The organism is Tsukamurella sp. PLM1 (assembly GCF_023168325.1).
Lineage (GTDB): Bacteria > Actinomycetota > Actinomycetes > Mycobacteriales > Mycobacteriaceae > Tsukamurella.
The window spans coordinates 2,757,266-2,773,638 of the sequence record NZ_AP025688.1; the positions used below are offsets into that span (position 1 = coordinate 2,757,266).

Genomic DNA, 16,373 nt, shown 5'->3' on the forward strand with positions numbered 1-16,373 from the left:
ACGCGACGAGGTGACCTGGGCCCGCGAGTGATTCAGGCCAGGCGACGACGCAGCAGGTAGCTGCTCTGCCCGACCGGTGCGCCCGGCTCCCCCAGGCAGACCTCGTGCCAGGCACCGTCGACGGCGGTCAGGCCCCGCTCGCGGAGCTGGACGTCGAAGGCCTTCGCGGTGGGCGTGAGAGCCACGGACCAGCGGCCGTCGACGCGGGTCTGCAGGTACGACGCGGCCGGCAGGTCGAGGCACCGCACGCGGGCTAGGTTCTTGTGTCCCTTGTCGCCCTCGAGCCTGTCCAGGACGTCGCCGACCTCCGCGTCGTCGATCCAGTCGGGACGGCGCAGCAGGAGCGTCCACCGCGCACCGTCGGTGCTGTGGGCCGTGACGTCGCCGCGCAGGCGCTCCAGCGGTGGCATGCTGAAGTCGCTGCGCTCCGCCTCGTCGGCGCCCGGGGTGCCACGGCGGGCCAGGAACTTGTTGCGCACCTTCACGCCGTATGCGGCCGCGTACAGCGCCTCTGCGGCCTCGCGGTAGTCCTCCGAGGTCGGGGGCTGCCCACGGTCGAGACGGCCAGGTACGTGCGTTCAGGCGCCTCAATCACGCCGATGTGCCCGACGGTGCCGTACTCCCCCGCGCCGTAGCCGTTCGGCTCTTCGGCGACGAAGTCCAGTTTCGCCTTCGGGACGACGGCGCCGCCCCGGCCCCGCATCTCGTCGGCGGTGAGCTTGCGCACGGACAGCCCCGGCTTCGCCTGCGTCATGGGTTGCATGCTCGTCCGGCCCGGCGACCTCCGAGTGAACGAACACGAAGAGCGGCGCCCGCCCCGGTGAATTCCGGGACGGGCGCCGCTGAAGAAGTGAAGATCAGTGCTTCTCAGGGCCCTTGTGGTACTCGAAGACGAGGCCCCACGCAGCGCCGACCACGAGCACGCCGCCGGCGATCCACAGCCAGTACAGCTGCAGCGCGACCGAGATGCCCACCACGGCCACCGAGGCCGAGAGCAGGATCGGCCACCACGAGTGGGGGCTGAAGAAGCCGAGCTCGCCGGCACCGTCGGACACCTCGGCGTCCTCGTAGTCCTCGGGACGGGTGTCGACGCGGTTCGACACGAACCGGAAGTACGTACCGATGATCAGGGTCAGGCCGCCGGTGAGGAACATCGCGGTCACACCGACCCACTCCACGGCTCCGTAGCCGTAGCCCGGGCCCCACAGGTAGGTGACGATCGTGTAGATGATCCCCGCGAGGAAGAAGAACGCGGTCAGGAACTCGAAGAGTTTCGCTTCGACCTTCATGGGTCAGTTCGCTCCTTCGGCGTTGACGGGCGACGCGGTGCGACCGGTGCGACGGGTATCGAACGGGAACGTGCTGGTCGAGACGCCGGGCTCGCCGATCGCCTCCAGCGCGGTCGCGTTGTCCTGGCCGGACTGCCGCGCGGCGATGTACTTCGAGAAGTTCTCCGGCGACACGGCGCGGATCTCGAAGTTCATCATCGAGTGGTAGTCACCGCACATCTCGGCGCAGCGCCCGACGAACGAGCCGGTTCGCTCGATCTCGCTGACCTGGAACTTGTTCTGCGTGTGGTTCTGCTTGGGGTTCGGCATCACGTCGCGCTTGAAGGCGAACTGCGGCACGTAGAACGAATGGACCACGTCGGCCGAGGCCAGATCGAACTGGATGCGCGTGTTGGTCGGCAGGACCAGGACCGGGATCTCGGCGGTGGAGCCCTGGATCTCGACCTCACTGAACTTCAGGTAGTCGCGGATCTCCTGGAACCGGCCGTGGTTCGGGCCGCGCTCCGGCTGCACCTCGATGTGGCCGTGTTCCTTCTGCTTCGCCGCCTCTTCGTTCAGCTTGGCGATGTCCGGCTGCTTGCCGTACGGGTTCTCCCGCTCGAGCGTGATCTTCTTGCCGTCGATCGTGACCTCGCGGTACGCGAACCGCCAGTTCCACTGGAACGCGGTCACGTCCACCGTCACGCCCGGGTTGTCCTCGATCTTCTCGACCTTGGTCTGGACGACGACGGTGAAGTAGAAGAGCACCGCGATGATGAGGAACGGAACCGCCGTGTACAGCAGCTCGAGCGGCACGTTGTACGCCGTCTGCCGCGGGAAATCGGGCGAGTCCGCCTTGCGGCGATGGAACGTGATGGTCCAGAACGTCAGAGCCCACACCAGGACGCCCATGATCAGAGCGGCCACGACGGACCAGCTCCAGAGCTCGGTCATCGAGCGGGCCTCGGGGGTCACACCCTCGGGCCAACCGAAACGCATCACCTCGTCGGCCGAGCAGCCCGCCAGAGCGAACATGCCAACGACCAGCCCGGCGGCCAGAACCAGGCGCTTACGCCAGGACGCGGCCCCACCGTGGGCGTTACTACCGGGTGCCAATGTCGCGCCTTCCTGCTGAAACACGGTCAGTGCTGAGGGGAGCGTTCCGGCTCTCGAGCACCCTGTGGGAACTCAGCGCCGGGGCTGCACGTTCCCCTTGTACTACGCAGCGTAGACCAATGGGGGCCGGTCCACGCTGCGGGGTCGGCAAATGGCGCGTCGTTTCCGTTGCCGGCCATCGTGGCCTGCGCCGTTCCTGCGGAAAGTGGCGTTCCGGCATACTGGTCAATCGTGTGTGGCCTCCTGGGATTCCTGTCCGCCGATCAGCGCGCGGGCGACGTCGTCGACGCGGTGACCGCCGCCGGCCGGTGCATGCGGCACCGCGGTCCGGACGAGTTCGGCGGGTCGTGGCACGACGCCGACCTGGCGCTCAGCTTCAACCGCCTGGCGTTCATCGACATCGAGCACGCCCATCAGCCGCTGCGCTGGGGGCCGCCCGAGAACCCCGACCGCTACGCGCTCACGTTCAACGGAGAGATCTACAACTACCTCGAACTGCGGCGCCGCCTCATCGACGAGTTCGGCGTCGAGTTCCGGACCGAGGGCGACGGCGAGCCGATCGTGGCCGGGTTCCACCACTGGGGCATCAACGGTGTCCTCGCCGAACTGCGCGGGATGTTCGCCTTCGCCCTCTGGGATACGGAGAAGCGGGAGCTGACCCTCGCGCGTGACCCGTTCGGCATCAAGCCGCTCTACGTCGGCACCGGTACGCAGGGCACCGTCTTCTCCTCGGAGAAGAAGTCCGTGCTCGCGCTGGCCGACGAGGCCGGACTGAAGCCGGGCCTCGACGCCCGCGCCGTGCAGCACTACACCGTGCTGCAGTACGTCCCCGAGCCCGAGTCCCTGCACCTTGGTATTCGGCGCCTCGAGTCCGGTTGCTACGCCACCGTCTCCCCCGGCGGCGAAGTCGCCGGCAAGCGCTACTTCGAGCCCCGCTTCCCGGTGAAGCCGGTGACGGGAGGCCTGCAGTCCGCCGAGGCGAAGGCGATCTACCGGGACATCGCCGACGCGCTGCGCGACTCGGTGAAGATGCACATGCGCGCGGACGTGACCGTCGGGTCGTTCCTCTCGGGTGGCATCGACTCAACCGCGGTCGCCGCGCTGGCCATCCAGCACAACCCCGACCTCATCACCATCACCACGGGCTTCCAGCGCGAGGGCTACAGCGAGGTCGACGTGGCCGCCGAGTCGGCCGAGGCCATCGGCGCGCGGCACGTGATCAAGACGGTCTCCCCCGAGGAGTTCCGCGACGCGATCCCGGCCATCGTCTGGTACCTCGACGATCCGGTGGCCGATCCGTCCCTGGTGCCCCTCTACTACTTGGCCAAGGAGGCCCGCAAGCACGTCAAGGTGGTCCTCTCCGGCGAGGGCGCCGACGAGCTGTTCGGCGGCTACACCATCTACAAGGAGCCGCTCTCGCTCGCGCCGTTCGACCGTCTCCCGGCGTGGGCGCGCCGCACCGCGGGCCGGATCGGCGACCGGATGCCCGAGGGCAAGCGCGGCAAATCGCTCCTGCAGCGCGGCTCGCTGGAGCTCGAGGAGCGGTACTACGGCAACGCGCGCTCGTTCAACGACGCGCAGCTGCGTTCCGTCCTGCCCGGCTTCCGCGAGGACTGGACGCACACTGACGTGACCGCCCCGATCTACGCGAAGACGCGCGGCTGGGGCCCCGTCGAGCGGATGCAGCACCTGGACCAGTTCACCTGGCTCCGCGGCGACATCCTGGTCAAGGCCGACAAGATGACGATGGCCAACTCGCTCGAGCTGCGCGTGCCCTTCCTGGACAAGGAGGTCTTCCGCGTCGCCGAGACTCTGCCGGCCGACCTCAAGCTGGCCGGCGGCACGTCGAAGTACGCGCTACGCCGCGCGCTCGAGGAGATCATCCCGCCGCATGTGCTGCACCGGAAGAAGCTCGGCTTCCCCGTGCCGCTGCGGCACTGGCTGGCCGGCCCGGAGCTCTACGACTGGGCGCGCACGACCATCGAGCAGTCGCAGACCGACGAGTGGATCGACCGGCGTGCCGTGCTAGCCATGCTCGACGAGCACCGGGCCAAGGCGCCGAGGGCTGGCCCGGCGGCACCGACCACTCCCGCCGACTCTGGACCGTGCTGGTGTTCATGGTGTGGCACGGCATCTTCGTCGAGGACCGCATCCACCCGCTCATCGAGGAGCCGGATTACCCCGTCCGCCTCTAGGCCGTCGCCGTCGCGCCCGCCCGGTCCGACCCGGCCGGTTCACCCGTAGGCGCCTGGTTTCCGCCGCGCGCCTGTAGAATTCTCGCGATGAGCTTCGCGATCATCGGTGCGGCAGTACGACTTTCGGATTGCAGCACCGTCGAGGAGTTCTGGCGATCGCTCGGTGCGGGATGGGTCGCTCCGGCGCCGATCCCGAGACACGAGGCGCTCGCCGGCGGCGTCGCGGCCGCCGATCTCGACGACCCGAGGTACGTGCCGGTCGGATCTCGGATCGCGGATGCGGGTTCGGTGGATCTCGAGTACTTCCGGCTCACCCGAGGCGAGGCCGAGCTGATCGATCCACAGCATCGCCTGGTCCTCAAGCTCGCCGCCGAAGCCCTCCAGAATTCGGGAGTGGATCCGGCCCGGTCCGTGGTCGGCACCTTCAGCTCGGTGTCCATGTCCTCTTACTTCGTGAACCGCGTGGTGCCCCGGATGCGGCCGGGAGGGGCCGCGATCCCTATCCCGCGCTGCTCGGGACCGATCCGGCCTTCGCCGCCGCCCGCGTCGCGCGGAAGCTGGGCCTCACCGGACCGGCGCTGGCCGTGCAGAGCGCCTGTTCGTCGTCGCTGATGGCGGTGCACCAGGCCGCGATCGCGCTGGCCGCGGGTTCGATCGACGCAGCGATCGTGGTGGCCGGCTCACTGGCGACCCCGCACCCGTCCGGGTACATCGCCTCCGCCGGCGACGTGCTCTCGCCGTCGGGGCGCTGCTCGCCGTTCGACGCCGCCGCTGACGGGGTGGTTCCCGGCCAGGGCGGGGCGGCTGTCGTCTTGACGCGCATGACCGACGCCCTCGCACGGGGATCGGACGTCCTCGCCGTCGTCGCCGGCACGGCCGCCGGCAACGACGGGGCAGCGGCGGGATCGTTCACCCACCCGCATCCGGAGGGCCAGGCGACGGTGCTGCGCGCAGCGATGGCGGACGCCGGGATCAGTCCGGAGCAGGTCCGGTACGTCGAGGCGCACGGCACGGCGACTGCGCTGGGCGACCCGATCGAGATCCGCGGCCTGCACCAGGCGCACGGCGACGGACCCGAGTGCCTCCTCGGCGGCGTCAAGGCCAACGTCGGCCACTTGGACGCCGCGGCCGGGATCACCGGGCTGCTCAAGGCGGCACTGGTGGTCAACCACGGCGTCGTCCCGGCGCAGCCGGGTTTCGGTGCTCCCAACCCGGCCCTCGGCCTCGACCGCACGCGGTTCCGCATCGCCGACGCCACGACCTCGCTGCCCGACGGTGCCGCCGTCACGGTCAGCTCGTTCGGCATGGGCGGCAGCAACGCGTCCGCGGTGCTGATCGCCGCCCCGCCCCGCCGGCGCCGCGACCCGGTACGGCGACGGTCGTGGTGCGGGCACCGTCGGCACCCGTGCTCAGCGCCTACCGCCGGCGCTTGGCCGACGCGATCCGAGGACGCCGGGACCTCGTCGTCGCTGACGTCGCGCGCACAATGGCCGAGCGGGCCGAATCCGGCGACCACACAGTCGCGATCCGCGCGGCGACCATCCCCGAGCTGGTCCGGGAGCTCGCGGACGAGATGCACGGCGACACGTACGGTGCCACGACCGATTCCGGGGCGCCGCCTCCCGGCCGCTTCGTGCGCCTACCACCGACCCCGTTCGACGAGACGCACGTCGACCTTCCTCTGGCCGGTGCCCCGGACTCACCTGCGCCTCCCGCCCGGACCCCGGCGCGGGAGGAGATCCGCGCGGCGTTCGTGGTCGCGCTGGGCGCCGACGACGACGGGGACCTGCTGGGCGCGGATTTCTTCGAGGCGGGCGGCGAGTCGGTGATGCTCGTCGAACTGGTCGCGGAGCTGGAAGGGCGATACGGCTGCGCGATCGACTTCGGCGCGCTGGACGCAGCGGGCAGTGTCGGCGAGCTGATCGATCTCCTGGCCGCGCAGATCGACAACGCATCGGCGCCGGAGCCCGTGATGCTCGTGCGCTACGGCGACTGGACCCGCCCGGGCCCGCGCTGGCTCCTGCATCCCCCGGCCGGCGGCACGACGCTCGCGTACCGGCGGCTGGCGCAGGAGCTGGGCGACGCGCCGATCGGCGTGTTCACCTCGCCCGCGGGCCTGCAGCCCGCGGGCCTGCAGACCATTCCCGAGATCGCCGCAGCGGCGATCGCGGCGCTGCCGCCCGACGTGGGCGGGCCGCTATGGCTGGGCGGCTACTCGTTCGGCGGCAGCGCGGCGGTCGAGACGGCGCTGCAACTGGAGCGCGCCGGGCACACCGTCGCGCACGTCGTCCTGCTGGACGCCCTCGCACCGGAGTCCTACGGGCCGCCGCCCGACGATCCCGAGGACTACGCCCGCGCCGCGGCGCGCGTCCTCGATCGTTTCGCCGGCTTCGGCGAAGCCGACGTTCCGGGCTTCGCCGAGCGCTGGCGGCGGCACCACGGTGCGCTCGCCGAGTACGTGCCGGCCGGCCGGATCTCGGCGCCCGTCACCCTGCTCCGCGCCGCGGAGCCGGAGCGGTCCGGGGTGTTCGCGATGCTCGGCGTCGACCCCGTGCACGACTGGTCCGGTTACACCTCGAGCCCGGTCACCGTCGTGGACGTTCCCGGTGACCACTACTCGATGCTGGCGGACGAGGCTCACCGCGCGAGCCTGCTCCGCGCCTGGCGCGACGCGCTCCCCGCGGAGCGGCCGGACAACCTGATGCCGCCGGGGCCCGCGCAGGCCCGGCTCGCCGCCACGCAGCTCGCGCGACCCGGCGACCCGAGCACGAACATCGGCGCGGTGATCGAGTTCGGCGGCCTGGATCCGGAGCGACTCGCAGCGGCGATCGCGGCGGTGGCCACCGCGACGGCGACCGTCAACGACACGCTCACCGTCGTGGGCGACGCGCTGGCGCGGGTCCGCACCCGCCGCGGCCCCACGTGCCGGTGGTCGAATACCCGGACGCTGCGGCAGTTCTCGCCGCGGCCGAGGACGTCTACGACCGCGTGTTCCCGCCCGGCGTGTGGCCCCAATACCACCTCGAGGTCGCGGTCTGCGGGAGCCGCACCTTCGCCGTGTTCGTGACGTCCCACCTGGTCACCGACGTGTTCGGGTGGTACCTCACGGTGCTCGACATCGCCGCCGCCTACCGCGACGGGGCGGCCTGGTCGCCCCCGCCGTCGGTCGCGCCGCACGCCGTACCGGCGAGCGCGGCGGACCCCGAGGCCGCGGTGGCGCACTTCCGCGCCGTCCTCCCCGAGGCCGCGCCGCTCCCGCACTGGGCTCGCCGCGCGGGCGCGGCCCCGCTCCGCGGGAGCGGACGTTCGACCACCGTCGACGGTACTCGTGCCATCGCCGCGAGCCGCGCCCTCGGCGTGCGCCCGTTCTCCTTCCTCCTCGCCGCGCACGCCGTCACCGCGGGGTGCCTCGGCGTCGGCCCCGTGGCGACGGTGGCGGTGCCCCTGTCGAACCGCCGGTCCGGCCCCGACGCGGCGAACCACCGTGGTGTGCTGGTGAATTCGCTACCGGTCAGCGTGGACGTCGCCGCCGAGGGTCGATCGTTCGCCGACCTGGCACGGGACGTCGACCGGCAGGTCGACGAACTGATCGGATTCGAGTCGTTCGACCTGCTCCGGCACGCCGATCGCATCCCCGGCGCGGCCGCTGCTGCCGACGCGCCGACCTCGTTCACCATGTATCCGCGGCCCCTCGCGCCGCGGATCGGCGAGAGGACGGGGTCACACACAGGCTCCGGCGCCGGCACGTGCAGTTCCCGCTGTCGGTCGTCGTCGAGCGCGCGGACGCCGAACTGACGGTGCTGGTCGAACAGTGCGACGCGTTGGGCGACGTCGATTCCGGCGCGCTGTACGCGTCCGTCCTACGGTGCGCCACAGACGACCCCGATGTCCCGCTCGCCGCGATCGCATGGTCGCACCCCGGCGCACCGGGACCGCCTCCGGCGGACCGTCCGCCGCGGGTCGCGCCCGAACCGGCCACGATCGTCGACCGGTTCCGGAGCGTTGTTCGCCGCGATCCCGGCGCGACGGCCGTGCAGTCCCCGACCGCCACCGTCGACCACCGCGAACTGGAGCGGAGGGCGCTCGCCGCAGCGCGCGGCATCGCCGGACGCACGGAGCGCCGGCCGGTCGGCGTGGCGATGGCGCCGTCGGAGGACCTGATCGTCGTGATCCTCGGGATCCTGTTCGCGGGACGGGCGTACGTGCCGATCGACGCCGATGCGCCGTCCGCACGGGTGGCGGCGATGGTCGCCGATCTGGGAGGGCTCGATGTGATCACCGACGGCGCCGACCCGTGGCCGGATGTCCCCGGGCTCCGGGCGCACGCCCTCGCCGATCTGGCGGCCGGCGGCGCGCCGTCCGAGCTCCCGGCACCGGTCCCGGTGCCGGGAGACACCGCGTACGTCATCTTCACGTCGGGTTCGACGGGCCACCCGAAGGCGGTACCGGTCACCCACGGCGCGGTGACGGCCTTGCTGGACGCGACGTCCGACGTCCGTGGCCCGGTCGGGAGATGGCCGCTCTTCCACTCCCCCGCCTTCGATTTCAGTGTCTGGGAGATCTTCGGCGCACTGCTGGGCGGAGGCACGGTGTTGATCCCGCCGCACGAGGTGCGCCGCGACCCCGCCGGATACCTCGCGTGGTTGCGCGACCGGCGCGCCGACGTCGTGTGCCTCACCCCCAGCGGCCTCACGATGCTCGACGCGGCGGCGACGGACGACGACTGGCGCGCGATCTCCCCGCGCACCGTGTTCCTCGGCGGCGAACGACTCCGGCCCGGCGCCGTGAACCGGCTGCTGCGGACCTGCCCGGGGACGCGGGTGTTCAACCTGTACGGCCCCACGGAGGCGACGGTCCTCACCACTCTGGCCCGCGTCGCCCCGGACGCCGGACGGCCTGAGGGCGATCCGGACGACGATTCGGTGATCGGGGAACCCCTGCCGCACACCGGCGCTGCGGTCGTCGACCGATCGACGCGCGTGCTCCCGCCCGGAGTGACGGGCGAACTGCTCGTGTACGGGCCGCACGTGACCGCCGGCTACCTCGGGCACGCCGCCGCCGACCGGTCCCGGTTCGTCACGGTCGTCCGGGACGGCCGTGAGCATCGCGGATACCGCACCGGGGACCTGGTGTATCAGCGCCGGGACGGATCCCTGGTGTACGCCGGCCGTGCGGACGACCAGGTCCAGGTGCGCGGCCACCGCGTCGAGCCCGGCGACGCCGAGGCCGCGCTCGTCGAGGATCCCGGCGTCACAGGCGCCGCGGTCGTCGCGGTGGGCGACGGGCTCGACCGCCGGCTCGTCGCCTTCGTCACTCTCGACGACCCTGGACGAGACACCGCCGCGATCGCGGACCGGCTGGGCGAACGCCTGCCCTCGCACCTCCGCCCGAGCCGCATCATCGCGGTCGCGGAGATTCCGACCGGGCCGAGCGGCAAGACCGATCGCCGCCTTCTCGCCCGCCGCGCTGCGGACGCACGGGAGGTCCGCTCGACGGGCCCGGACCGCGCGGCGATCCGCGACGCCATCGACAGCCACTGGGAGGCCGTACTGGGCAGGCGCCCGGCTCCCGACGAATCGTTCTTCGAAGCGGGCGGCACGTCGATCCACGTCGTGCGATTGGTGGAGTCACTGCGCTCGACGTTCGGCCTCGACGACCTCTCGCCGACCGATGTCTTCGCGCATCCGACGAGCACCCGCCTGGTCGGCCACCTCTGCGGCCGTGAGGGTCTCAGGCTCAGTGCCCTGACCCGCCGCGGCGGACGTCCGCACGTCGGCGACCGCCGCAGCAAGGCGACGGGGTTCGTCGACGGTGACGTGAACGGCTCGGATTCCGTTCCGCGCAACACCGTTCACGACGACGGTGGCGCCCGACGCCAGGACGATCCGCATGTTCGCCGCACTCACTGCCATCGTCGCGATCCCGTCGGCATCGACCTTCCACCCGGACCTGTCGAACCCGGGGAACCGGCCGGTGTCCGCGGCCTCGATCGCGCTGACGGGGACTTGCACCTCGAAGCCGAGCCCGGTGCGCAGGCGGAGCACGGCACCGTCGAGCGAGTGCGGGCGGGTGACCATTCCCGCGAACACCGCGACGATCATGAACACGGCGTACACGTGCAGCCCCAGCGCGATCCAGACCCAGTGCGACGGGCCCAGGATCGCCCGCAGCAGGACATCGACGATGACGCCCTCGACTACCAATGACACGACCACGACCCACAGGATGATCGCCACCTCGCGGTGGTGCGAGAAGACCCGCCCCTCCGGGCGCCCGCCCCGTATCCACCGGGCGACGGCGACGAAGCCCCGCGGTTCGGCGAGCAGCAGGGTCACCAGTCGCGCCGGCAGCACCCGGCCGAGGAACGCCTCGGTGCGCCGGAACTCGCCGCTCATCGCGCATCCCCCGTGAGCCGCTGCACCATGAGGGCGATACAGCGTCGCTGGGCGTCGGACATCCAGTCCGCCGCGTCGAACCATCCCGTCACGTCGCCGACCGCGATCCGCGGTGAGCCCGCGGACGCCGTCTCGGGGAGCTCCAGCCCGCCCGCCGCGGCGACGATCCGGTCGGCGAGCGCGGTGACCCGCGGATCGTCCGGCGCGGCGGTCTGCAGGGCGTCGAACTCGGCGGCGATCTCGCCGGACAGCGCGGTCACGGCCGGATCGTCGAGCGCGGCCTCGTACACCTCGACAGCGCCGGGGAGGACACCGGTGAGCACCTCCATGACGGCGAGCTCCATGCGCGCGGCGGCGTCACTGCCCGCGTACACCTCGGCGATCCGGTCGGCGATGTCGCCCACCCGGCCGGGCACCGGCGCGCGGACGGCGGCGCTGCTCCGCAGTTCGATGAGCTGTCGGCGCCGCTCGCGGATCGCCTCCTCCTGCCGCGCGAGGTCGGCGTCGAGCTCGGCGAGCACCTCGTCGAGGTCACGGGCCCGCTCACCGTCGTCGAGCACGTCGCCGATCTCGTCGAGCGACATCCCCAGTTCGACGAGCCGCCGGATCCGCAGCAGCAGAACGACCTCGTCGAGCGAGTACGAGCGGTAGCCGTTGGACTCGCGGGCGGGCTCGGGTACGAGCCCGATGCGGTGGTAGTGCCTGATCGCGCGTGTCGATACGCCGGCGATGCGGGCGATGTCTCCGATTCTCATGGGACCTCCATCTGGTGATGGAAGCAGTACACACCGTGACGCTGCGACAAGGTCAAGCGTCGCGGATCAGCGCAGCAGCGCGATCCACATCGCCACGTAGTGGCACATCGCCGCGATCACGGTGGCGGCGTGGAAGAACTCGTGGTGCCCGAACACGCCGGGCCACGGGTTCGGCCAGCGGGTGGCGTAGAGCACTGCTCCCCCGCTGTAGAGCACCCCACCGACGGCGAGCAGGATCGACGCGGTCCAGCCGGCGCCGCGCACCAGGTCGCCCGCGACCGCGACGACCACCCAGCCGAGCGCGATGTACAGCGGCACGCCCACCCAGCGGGGCGCGTGCGGCCACAGCAGCTTGAGCGCGACGCCGGCCAGGGCACCGCCCCACACGACCGCGAGCACCCAGCGGGCCACCCCGGACGGCAGCGCAAGCGCTGCGATCGGCGTGTAGCTGCCGGCGATGAACACGAAGATCATGCAGTGATCAGCACGCTTCATCCAGATCCGCTGCGCATCGGTCCACCGCCCGCGGTGGTACGCGGCGCTCACTCCGAACACCCCGAACACGGTGATCGCGTACACGAGCAGCGCGACACCGGCGGCGGCCGATTCGCGGAACCCCGCGATCACCAGCGGGATCCCCAACAGTACGGCGCCAGCAGCCCCGAACTGGTGGATCACCCCCGCAGCCGCGGTTTGACCGGTGGGACCTCTGCCGTCGTCATGCAACCTACGATACCGTAGGTTACTCAGCGGTAACCGGATGTGTGACCTACAGCGCGGCGAGGATCTCCGTCGCGACGTCGGCGCCGTAGGCCTCGGTCAACCGCTCGCGGGCGTCGTCGGCGTCGTAGTTCCAGGCCTGCGGCCCCACCGTCTCCAGCACCTTCACCGCCACGTAGGAGCCCAGCTGAGCCGACCTCTCGTACGACAGCCCCGCGTCGAGGCCGACGAGGAAGCCGGCCCGGAAGGCGTCGCCGACGCCGGTCGGGTCGACGCGGCCGCGGTCGGGCACGACGTCCACGTGGATGATCGCCGCGTCGTCGCCGGTGACGACGATGTCGGCGCCCTTCTCGGCGAGCGTCGTGACCCGCACCTCGACCATCGCGGTCAGACGGTCCGCGCTCAGGCCCGTCTTCTGCTGCAGCAGACCCCACTCGTACTCGTTGGTGAACAGGAACTTCGCGCCCTCCACCAGGTCGCGCGCCTCTTCGCCGTTGAGGCGGGCGAGTTGCTGCGACGGGTCCGCGGCGAACGGGATCCCGGCCTCGCGGCACTGCGCCGAATGCAGCGTCATGGCCGCCGGATCGTTCGCGCCGACGACCACGAGGTCCAGCCCCCCGACGGTGGCCGCGACGTCGGCGATCGCGATCTCGCGCGACTCGGCCATCGCGCCCGAGTAGAACGAGGCGACCTGCGCCATCTCCAGATCGGTGGTGCACATGAACCGGGCGGTGTGCGCAGTCTCCGAGACCCGGACGGCGCGGGTATCGACGCCGGCGCCCTCGAGCCAGCTGCGGTAGCCCTCGTCGAAGTCCTTCCCCACGGCACCCACGAGCACGGGGCGGCGGCCGAGGCGCCCCATGCCGAAGCTGATGTTCGCGCCGACCCCTCCGCGCTGCAGCACGAGCTCCTCGACGAGGAAACTCAGGGACACGTGCGCGAGATGCTCGGCGAGCAGCTGCTCGGAGAACTTCCCCTCGAAACGCATCAGATGATCGGTGGCTATCGAGCCGGAAACGGCGATCGACACGACGGAACCCTCCCGTGGTCGGCAAACGGACGTATCCGGTGAGCCTAACCGCGAGAGGGTTCCGGACGCCTTGCGGGCGTCAGTCGCGGATCAGTTGAACGAGTCGCCGCAGGCGCAGGACCCGGTCGCATTCGGGTTATCGATGGTGAAACCCTGCTTCTCGATCGTGTCGACGAAGTCGATTTTCGCGCCGATCAGGAACGGAACGCTCATCCGGTCCACCGACAGGTTCACGCCGCCGAACTCCGACACCACGTCGCCATCGAGCGTCCGGTCGTCGAAGTACAACTGGTACCGAAGACCGGCACATCCACCCGGCTGCACCTCGATGCGCAGCGCGAGATCGTCGCGACCTTCCTGATCCAGCAGCGCCTTCGCCTTGGAAGCCGCAGCCTCGGTCAGGACCACACCGGTGGTTTCGCTCTCAGCAGTAGTCATAGGTTCTCCTCACACACGCGTCGGTGTCTCGTTCAACGGTACTCCCCTTCCCTGCATTCCCAGAACGACCGATAGTCTGGACGGTGTGAAACTCCCCTGGCAGAAGGCCGACGACTCGACCTCCACGGCGCCGGAGATCGTGGACGCCCACGAGGCCGAGGCTCCGTCCGCCAAGCCCGCGCAGACGGCCGGCAAGGGCCGCCCCACGCCCAGCCGGCGCGAGGCGCAGGGCCGCAAGCGCGGCCCCGTCGCCCCGGCTCCGATGACGAGGGCCGAGGCGCGCGCCCGCAAGAAGGAACTGCGCAACTCGATGACCAAGGAGGAGCGCAAGGCCGCCGCCTCGGAACGCCGCACGCAGGCGAACGAGCGCCGCGAGCTGATGATGCAGGGCGACGAGCGCTACCTGCCCGTCCGCGACAAGGGCCCCGTCAAGGCGTACGTGCGCGACCTGGTGGACGCGAAGCGCCACGTCTCCACCCTGTTCATCCCGCTCGCCGTCGCGGTCATGGTGTTCATGTTCGTCACGGTGAACATGCCGCAGCTCGCCGGCATCCCGATGCTGCTCCTGCTGGTGATGGTGGCGGTCATGGCCATCGAGGGCGTCCTCACCGGACGCCGCGTCAACACCCGCGTCCGCGAGCGCTGGCCGGACACCACCGAAACGGGCTTCCGCCTCGGCTGGTACGCGTTCATGCGCACCACCCAGCTGCGGCGCATGCGCATCCCCGGCCCCGGGTCAACCCGGGCGACGCGGTCTAGCCCGTGGCGCTCACCCTGGTCCTGGGCGGGGTCCGGTCGGGCAAGTCCGCCCGCGCCGAGCAGTTGATCGGTTCCGGTCCGGTCCGGTACGTCGCCACGGCGCCGCGCCCCGACGGTGACCCCGACCTCGCCGCGCGGGTGGCCGCCCACCGCTCCCGCCGGCCGCAGTCGTGGTCGACCGTCGAGACCCAGGACGTGACGGCCGTGCTGGCCGAGGGCAACGCGCCCACCCTCGTCGACGACCTCGGCGGCTGGCTCGCCGCGCGCCTCGACCGGACCGGGTGGGAGACGCCCGAGAACGCCGGGAGCGAGCTCGACGCGCTGGTCGCCGCATCCGCCGCGTACGCCGGCGATCTGGTGTTGGTCAGCCCCGAGGTGGGCCTGTCGATCGTGCCCGCAACGCATTCCGGCCGCGTCTTCCAGGACCTGCTGGGCGCACTCAACGCGCGGCTCGCGGCGATCGCGGACCGGGTCGAGCTCGTCGTCGCCGGCCTGGTCGTGCCGCTCGACGGTGCGCCCCTGCCGCAGTCCGCCCCGTCCCCCGCGAAGCCGGCCGCCGCGGCTGCCGTTGCCGCGCAGACGGGTTCGGCACCGGCGGACCCCGACCTGCCGCCGGTCGAGCTGCCCCCGTTCGAGCCGGGCAGCGACCCGCTCGCGTTCGGGCGGCTCACCCCACCCGATGCGGCAGCCGCGCACCGGGCCCGGGACAGGCAACAGCAACTGACCAAGCCGGCCGGCTCCTGGGCCGGCTGGAGCAGCTGGGTGAGTGGATCGCGGCCTGCCAGGGCGCATGTCCGCCGGCGCAGTTCGAGCGCGCGCGGATCGTGGTGTTCGCGGGCGATCACGGCGTGGCGGCCGGCGGGGTCTCGGCGTACCCGCCGGAGGTCACCGCGCAGATGGTCGGGAACTTCGCCGCCGGCGGCGCCGCGATCAACGTGCTCGCAGACCAGTCCGGGGCGTCGGTGCGGGTCGAGGACATCGCGGTCCTCGGCGATACGGGCCCGGCCCCCAACAAGATCCGCCGCTCGTCGGGCGACATCGCGGTGACCGACGCCCTGACGGATGAGGAGACGATCGCCGCGATCGCCGCTGGCCGCCGCATCGCCGACGAGGAGGTCGATTCCGGCGCCGACCTGCTGATCGCGGGCGACATGGGGATCGGCAACACCACTCCCGCGGCGGTGCTGATCGGCGCGCTCACCGAGACCGAGCCCGTGCTGGTGGTGGGCCGCGGCACGGGCATCGACGACAACGCGTGGATGCGCAAGGCCGCCGCGGTCCGCGACGGCATGTACCGCGCCCGCCCGCACACGGGCAACCCGAAGGCGTTGCTGCGCACCGCCGCCGGTGCGGACATCGCCGCGATGGCGGGGTTCCTCGCGCAGGCCGCCGTGCGGCGCACGCCCGTGATCCTCGACGGCGTGGTGGTCACCGCCGCCGCGCTGGTCGCGAACGATCTCGCGCCGGGCGCCGTGAACTGGTGGGTGGCAGGGCATCTGAGCCCCGAGCCCGCGCACGCGCTCGCGCTGCGCCGGCTCGATCTCGAGCCCCTGCTCGACCTGGGGCTCCGCCTCGGCGAGGGCAGCGGTGCCGCGCTGGCGCTCCCGCTCGTGCGGTCGGCCGTGGCCGCGCTCCGCGACATGGCCACGTTCGATGCGGCCGGGGTCTCCGGGGCTGACGTGCTGTTCGTCGCGCTC

The 16,373-nt window shown here is 71.7% G+C and carries 13 protein-coding genes and 4 pseudogenes; 9 read left to right on the forward strand and 8 right to left on the reverse strand.

The annotated features are described in order from the left end of the window. Positions 1–32: 32 nt before the first annotated feature. The 4 genes from MTP03_RS14175 to MTP03_RS14190 all read right to left on the reverse strand — a co-directional run bounded on the left by MTP03_RS14175 (position 33) and on the right by MTP03_RS14190 (position 2,303). Positions 33–479 carry a hypothetical protein gene (locus tag MTP03_RS14175; RefSeq protein ID WP_248488822.1) on the reverse strand — a complete coding sequence of 149 codons (447 nt, stop codon included), beginning with the start codon at positions 477–479 and terminating at the stop codon, positions 33–35. A 2-nt stretch (positions 480–481) separates the two neighbouring features. Next, complete coding sequence (locus tag MTP03_RS14180; protein ID WP_248488823.1) at positions 482–754, reverse strand: hypothetical protein; 273 nt, start codon at positions 752–754, stop codon at positions 482–484. Positions 755–857: 103 nt separating this feature from the next. Further along, entirely contained in the window at positions 858–1,289 is a 432-nt protein-coding gene (locus MTP03_RS14185; RefSeq protein ID WP_248488824.1) for a cytochrome c oxidase subunit 4, read from the reverse strand. 3 nt (positions 1,290–1,292) lie between these two features. Then, positions 1,293–2,303: a cytochrome c oxidase subunit II gene (locus MTP03_RS14190; RefSeq protein WP_248488825.1), complete on the reverse strand. Its 1,011-nt coding sequence runs from the start codon at positions 2,301–2,303 to the stop codon at positions 1,293–1,295. 312 nt (positions 2,304–2,615) lie between these two features. Here MTP03_RS14190 and asnB point away from each other — a divergent pair. From asnB to MTP03_RS14220, 6 genes and pseudogenes are all read left to right on the forward strand, one after another. Then, positions 2,616–4,579, forward strand: a pseudogene (gene asnB, locus MTP03_RS14195) (asparagine synthase (glutamine-hydrolyzing)). A gap of 87 nt (positions 4,580–4,666) precedes the next feature. Then, positions 4,667–5,191 carry a beta-ketoacyl synthase N-terminal-like domain-containing protein gene (locus tag MTP03_RS14200; RefSeq protein ID WP_256465154.1) on the forward strand — a complete coding sequence of 175 codons (525 nt, stop codon included), beginning with the start codon at positions 4,667–4,669 and terminating at the stop codon, positions 5,189–5,191. Continuing rightward, positions 5,089–6,408, forward strand: a complete 1,320-nt coding sequence (locus MTP03_RS14205) for a polyketide synthase (RefSeq protein WP_256465286.1) — start codon at positions 5,089–5,091, stop codon at positions 6,406–6,408. The genes MTP03_RS14200 and MTP03_RS14205 overlap by 103 nt, the downstream gene beginning before the upstream one ends. Beyond that, entirely contained in the window at positions 6,333–7,646 is a 1,314-nt protein-coding gene (locus MTP03_RS14210) for a thioesterase domain-containing protein (protein ID WP_248488826.1), read from the forward strand. Before MTP03_RS14205 ends, MTP03_RS14210 begins: the two co-directional genes overlap by 76 nt. Next, a complete protein-coding gene (locus tag MTP03_RS14215; protein ID WP_248492366.1) occupies positions 7,643–8,374 on the forward strand; it encodes a hypothetical protein in 732 nt (243 codons plus the stop codon). The genes MTP03_RS14210 and MTP03_RS14215 overlap by 4 nt, the downstream gene beginning before the upstream one ends. Next, a complete protein-coding gene (locus tag MTP03_RS14220; protein ID WP_248488827.1) occupies positions 8,326–10,785 on the forward strand; it encodes an amino acid adenylation domain-containing protein in 2,460 nt (819 codons plus the stop codon). The genes MTP03_RS14215 and MTP03_RS14220 overlap by 49 nt, the downstream gene beginning before the upstream one ends. A 185-nt stretch (positions 10,786–10,970) precedes the next feature. Here the strand turns inward: MTP03_RS14220 and MTP03_RS14225 are convergent, their stop codons facing one another. The 4 genes and pseudogenes from MTP03_RS14225 to MTP03_RS14240 all read right to left on the reverse strand — a co-directional run bounded on the left by MTP03_RS14225 (position 10,971) and on the right by MTP03_RS14240 (position 13,917). Further along, complete coding sequence (locus tag MTP03_RS14225; protein WP_248488828.1) at positions 10,971–11,729, reverse strand: MerR family transcriptional regulator; 759 nt, start codon at positions 11,727–11,729, stop codon at positions 10,971–10,973. A gap of 66 nt (positions 11,730–11,795) precedes the next feature. Further along, positions 11,796–12,451 (reverse strand): annotated as a pseudogene (locus tag MTP03_RS14230) (hemolysin III family protein). 47 nt (positions 12,452–12,498) lie between these two features. Continuing rightward, positions 12,499–13,479, reverse strand: a complete 981-nt coding sequence (locus MTP03_RS14235) for a carbohydrate kinase family protein (RefSeq protein WP_248488829.1) — start codon at positions 13,477–13,479, stop codon at positions 12,499–12,501. A 90-nt stretch (positions 13,480–13,569) separates the two neighbouring features. Next, a complete protein-coding gene (locus MTP03_RS14240; RefSeq protein WP_248488830.1) occupies positions 13,570–13,917 on the reverse strand; it encodes an iron-sulfur cluster assembly accessory protein in 348 nt (115 codons plus the stop codon). An 85-nt stretch (positions 13,918–14,002) separates the two neighbouring features. On the opposite strand from MTP03_RS14240, the gene MTP03_RS14245 reads away from it, so the two are divergent. From MTP03_RS14245 to cobT, 3 genes and pseudogenes are all read left to right on the forward strand, one after another. Further along, on the forward strand, positions 14,003–14,743 hold the full coding sequence (locus tag MTP03_RS14245; protein ID WP_248488831.1) for a DUF3043 domain-containing protein: 741 nt from the start codon (positions 14,003–14,005) through the stop codon (positions 14,741–14,743). Then, a pseudogene (locus tag MTP03_RS23840) lies at positions 14,680–15,120 on the forward strand (bifunctional adenosylcobinamide kinase/adenosylcobinamide-phosphate guanylyltransferase); the annotation flags it as partial. The gene MTP03_RS14245 and the pseudogene MTP03_RS23840, both read left to right, overlap by 64 nt. Before the next feature lie 177 nt (positions 15,121–15,297). Then, positions 15,298–16,355: pseudogene (gene cobT, locus MTP03_RS23845) on the forward strand (nicotinate-nucleotide--dimethylbenzimidazole phosphoribosyltransferase); the annotation flags it as partial. Positions 16,356–16,373 lie beyond the last annotated feature (18 nt).

Bases quoted from the DNA above. Each gene is read 5' to 3' on its own strand.
- MTP03_RS14180 (WP_248488823.1), bottom strand. From the start codon at position 754: ATGACGCAGGCGAAGCCGGGGCTGTCCGTGCGCAAGCTCACCGCCGAC.
- MTP03_RS14240 (WP_248488830.1), bottom strand. From the start codon at position 13,917: ATGACTACTGCTGAGAGCGAAACCACCGGTGTGGTCCTGACCGAGGCT.
- MTP03_RS14190 (WP_248488825.1), bottom strand. From the start codon at position 2,303: ATGTTCGCTCTGGCGGGCTGCTCGGCCGACGAGGTGATGCGTTTCGGT.
- MTP03_RS14200 (WP_256465154.1), top strand. From the start codon at position 4,667: ATGAGCTTCGCGATCATCGGTGCGGCAGTACGACTTTCGGATTGCAGC.
- MTP03_RS14225 (WP_248488828.1), bottom strand. From the start codon at position 11,729: ATGAGAATCGGAGACATCGCCCGCATCGCCGGCGTATCGACACGCGCG.
- MTP03_RS14185 (WP_248488824.1), bottom strand. From the start codon at position 1,289: ATGAAGGTCGAAGCGAAACTCTTCGAGTTCCTGACCGCGTTCTTCTTC.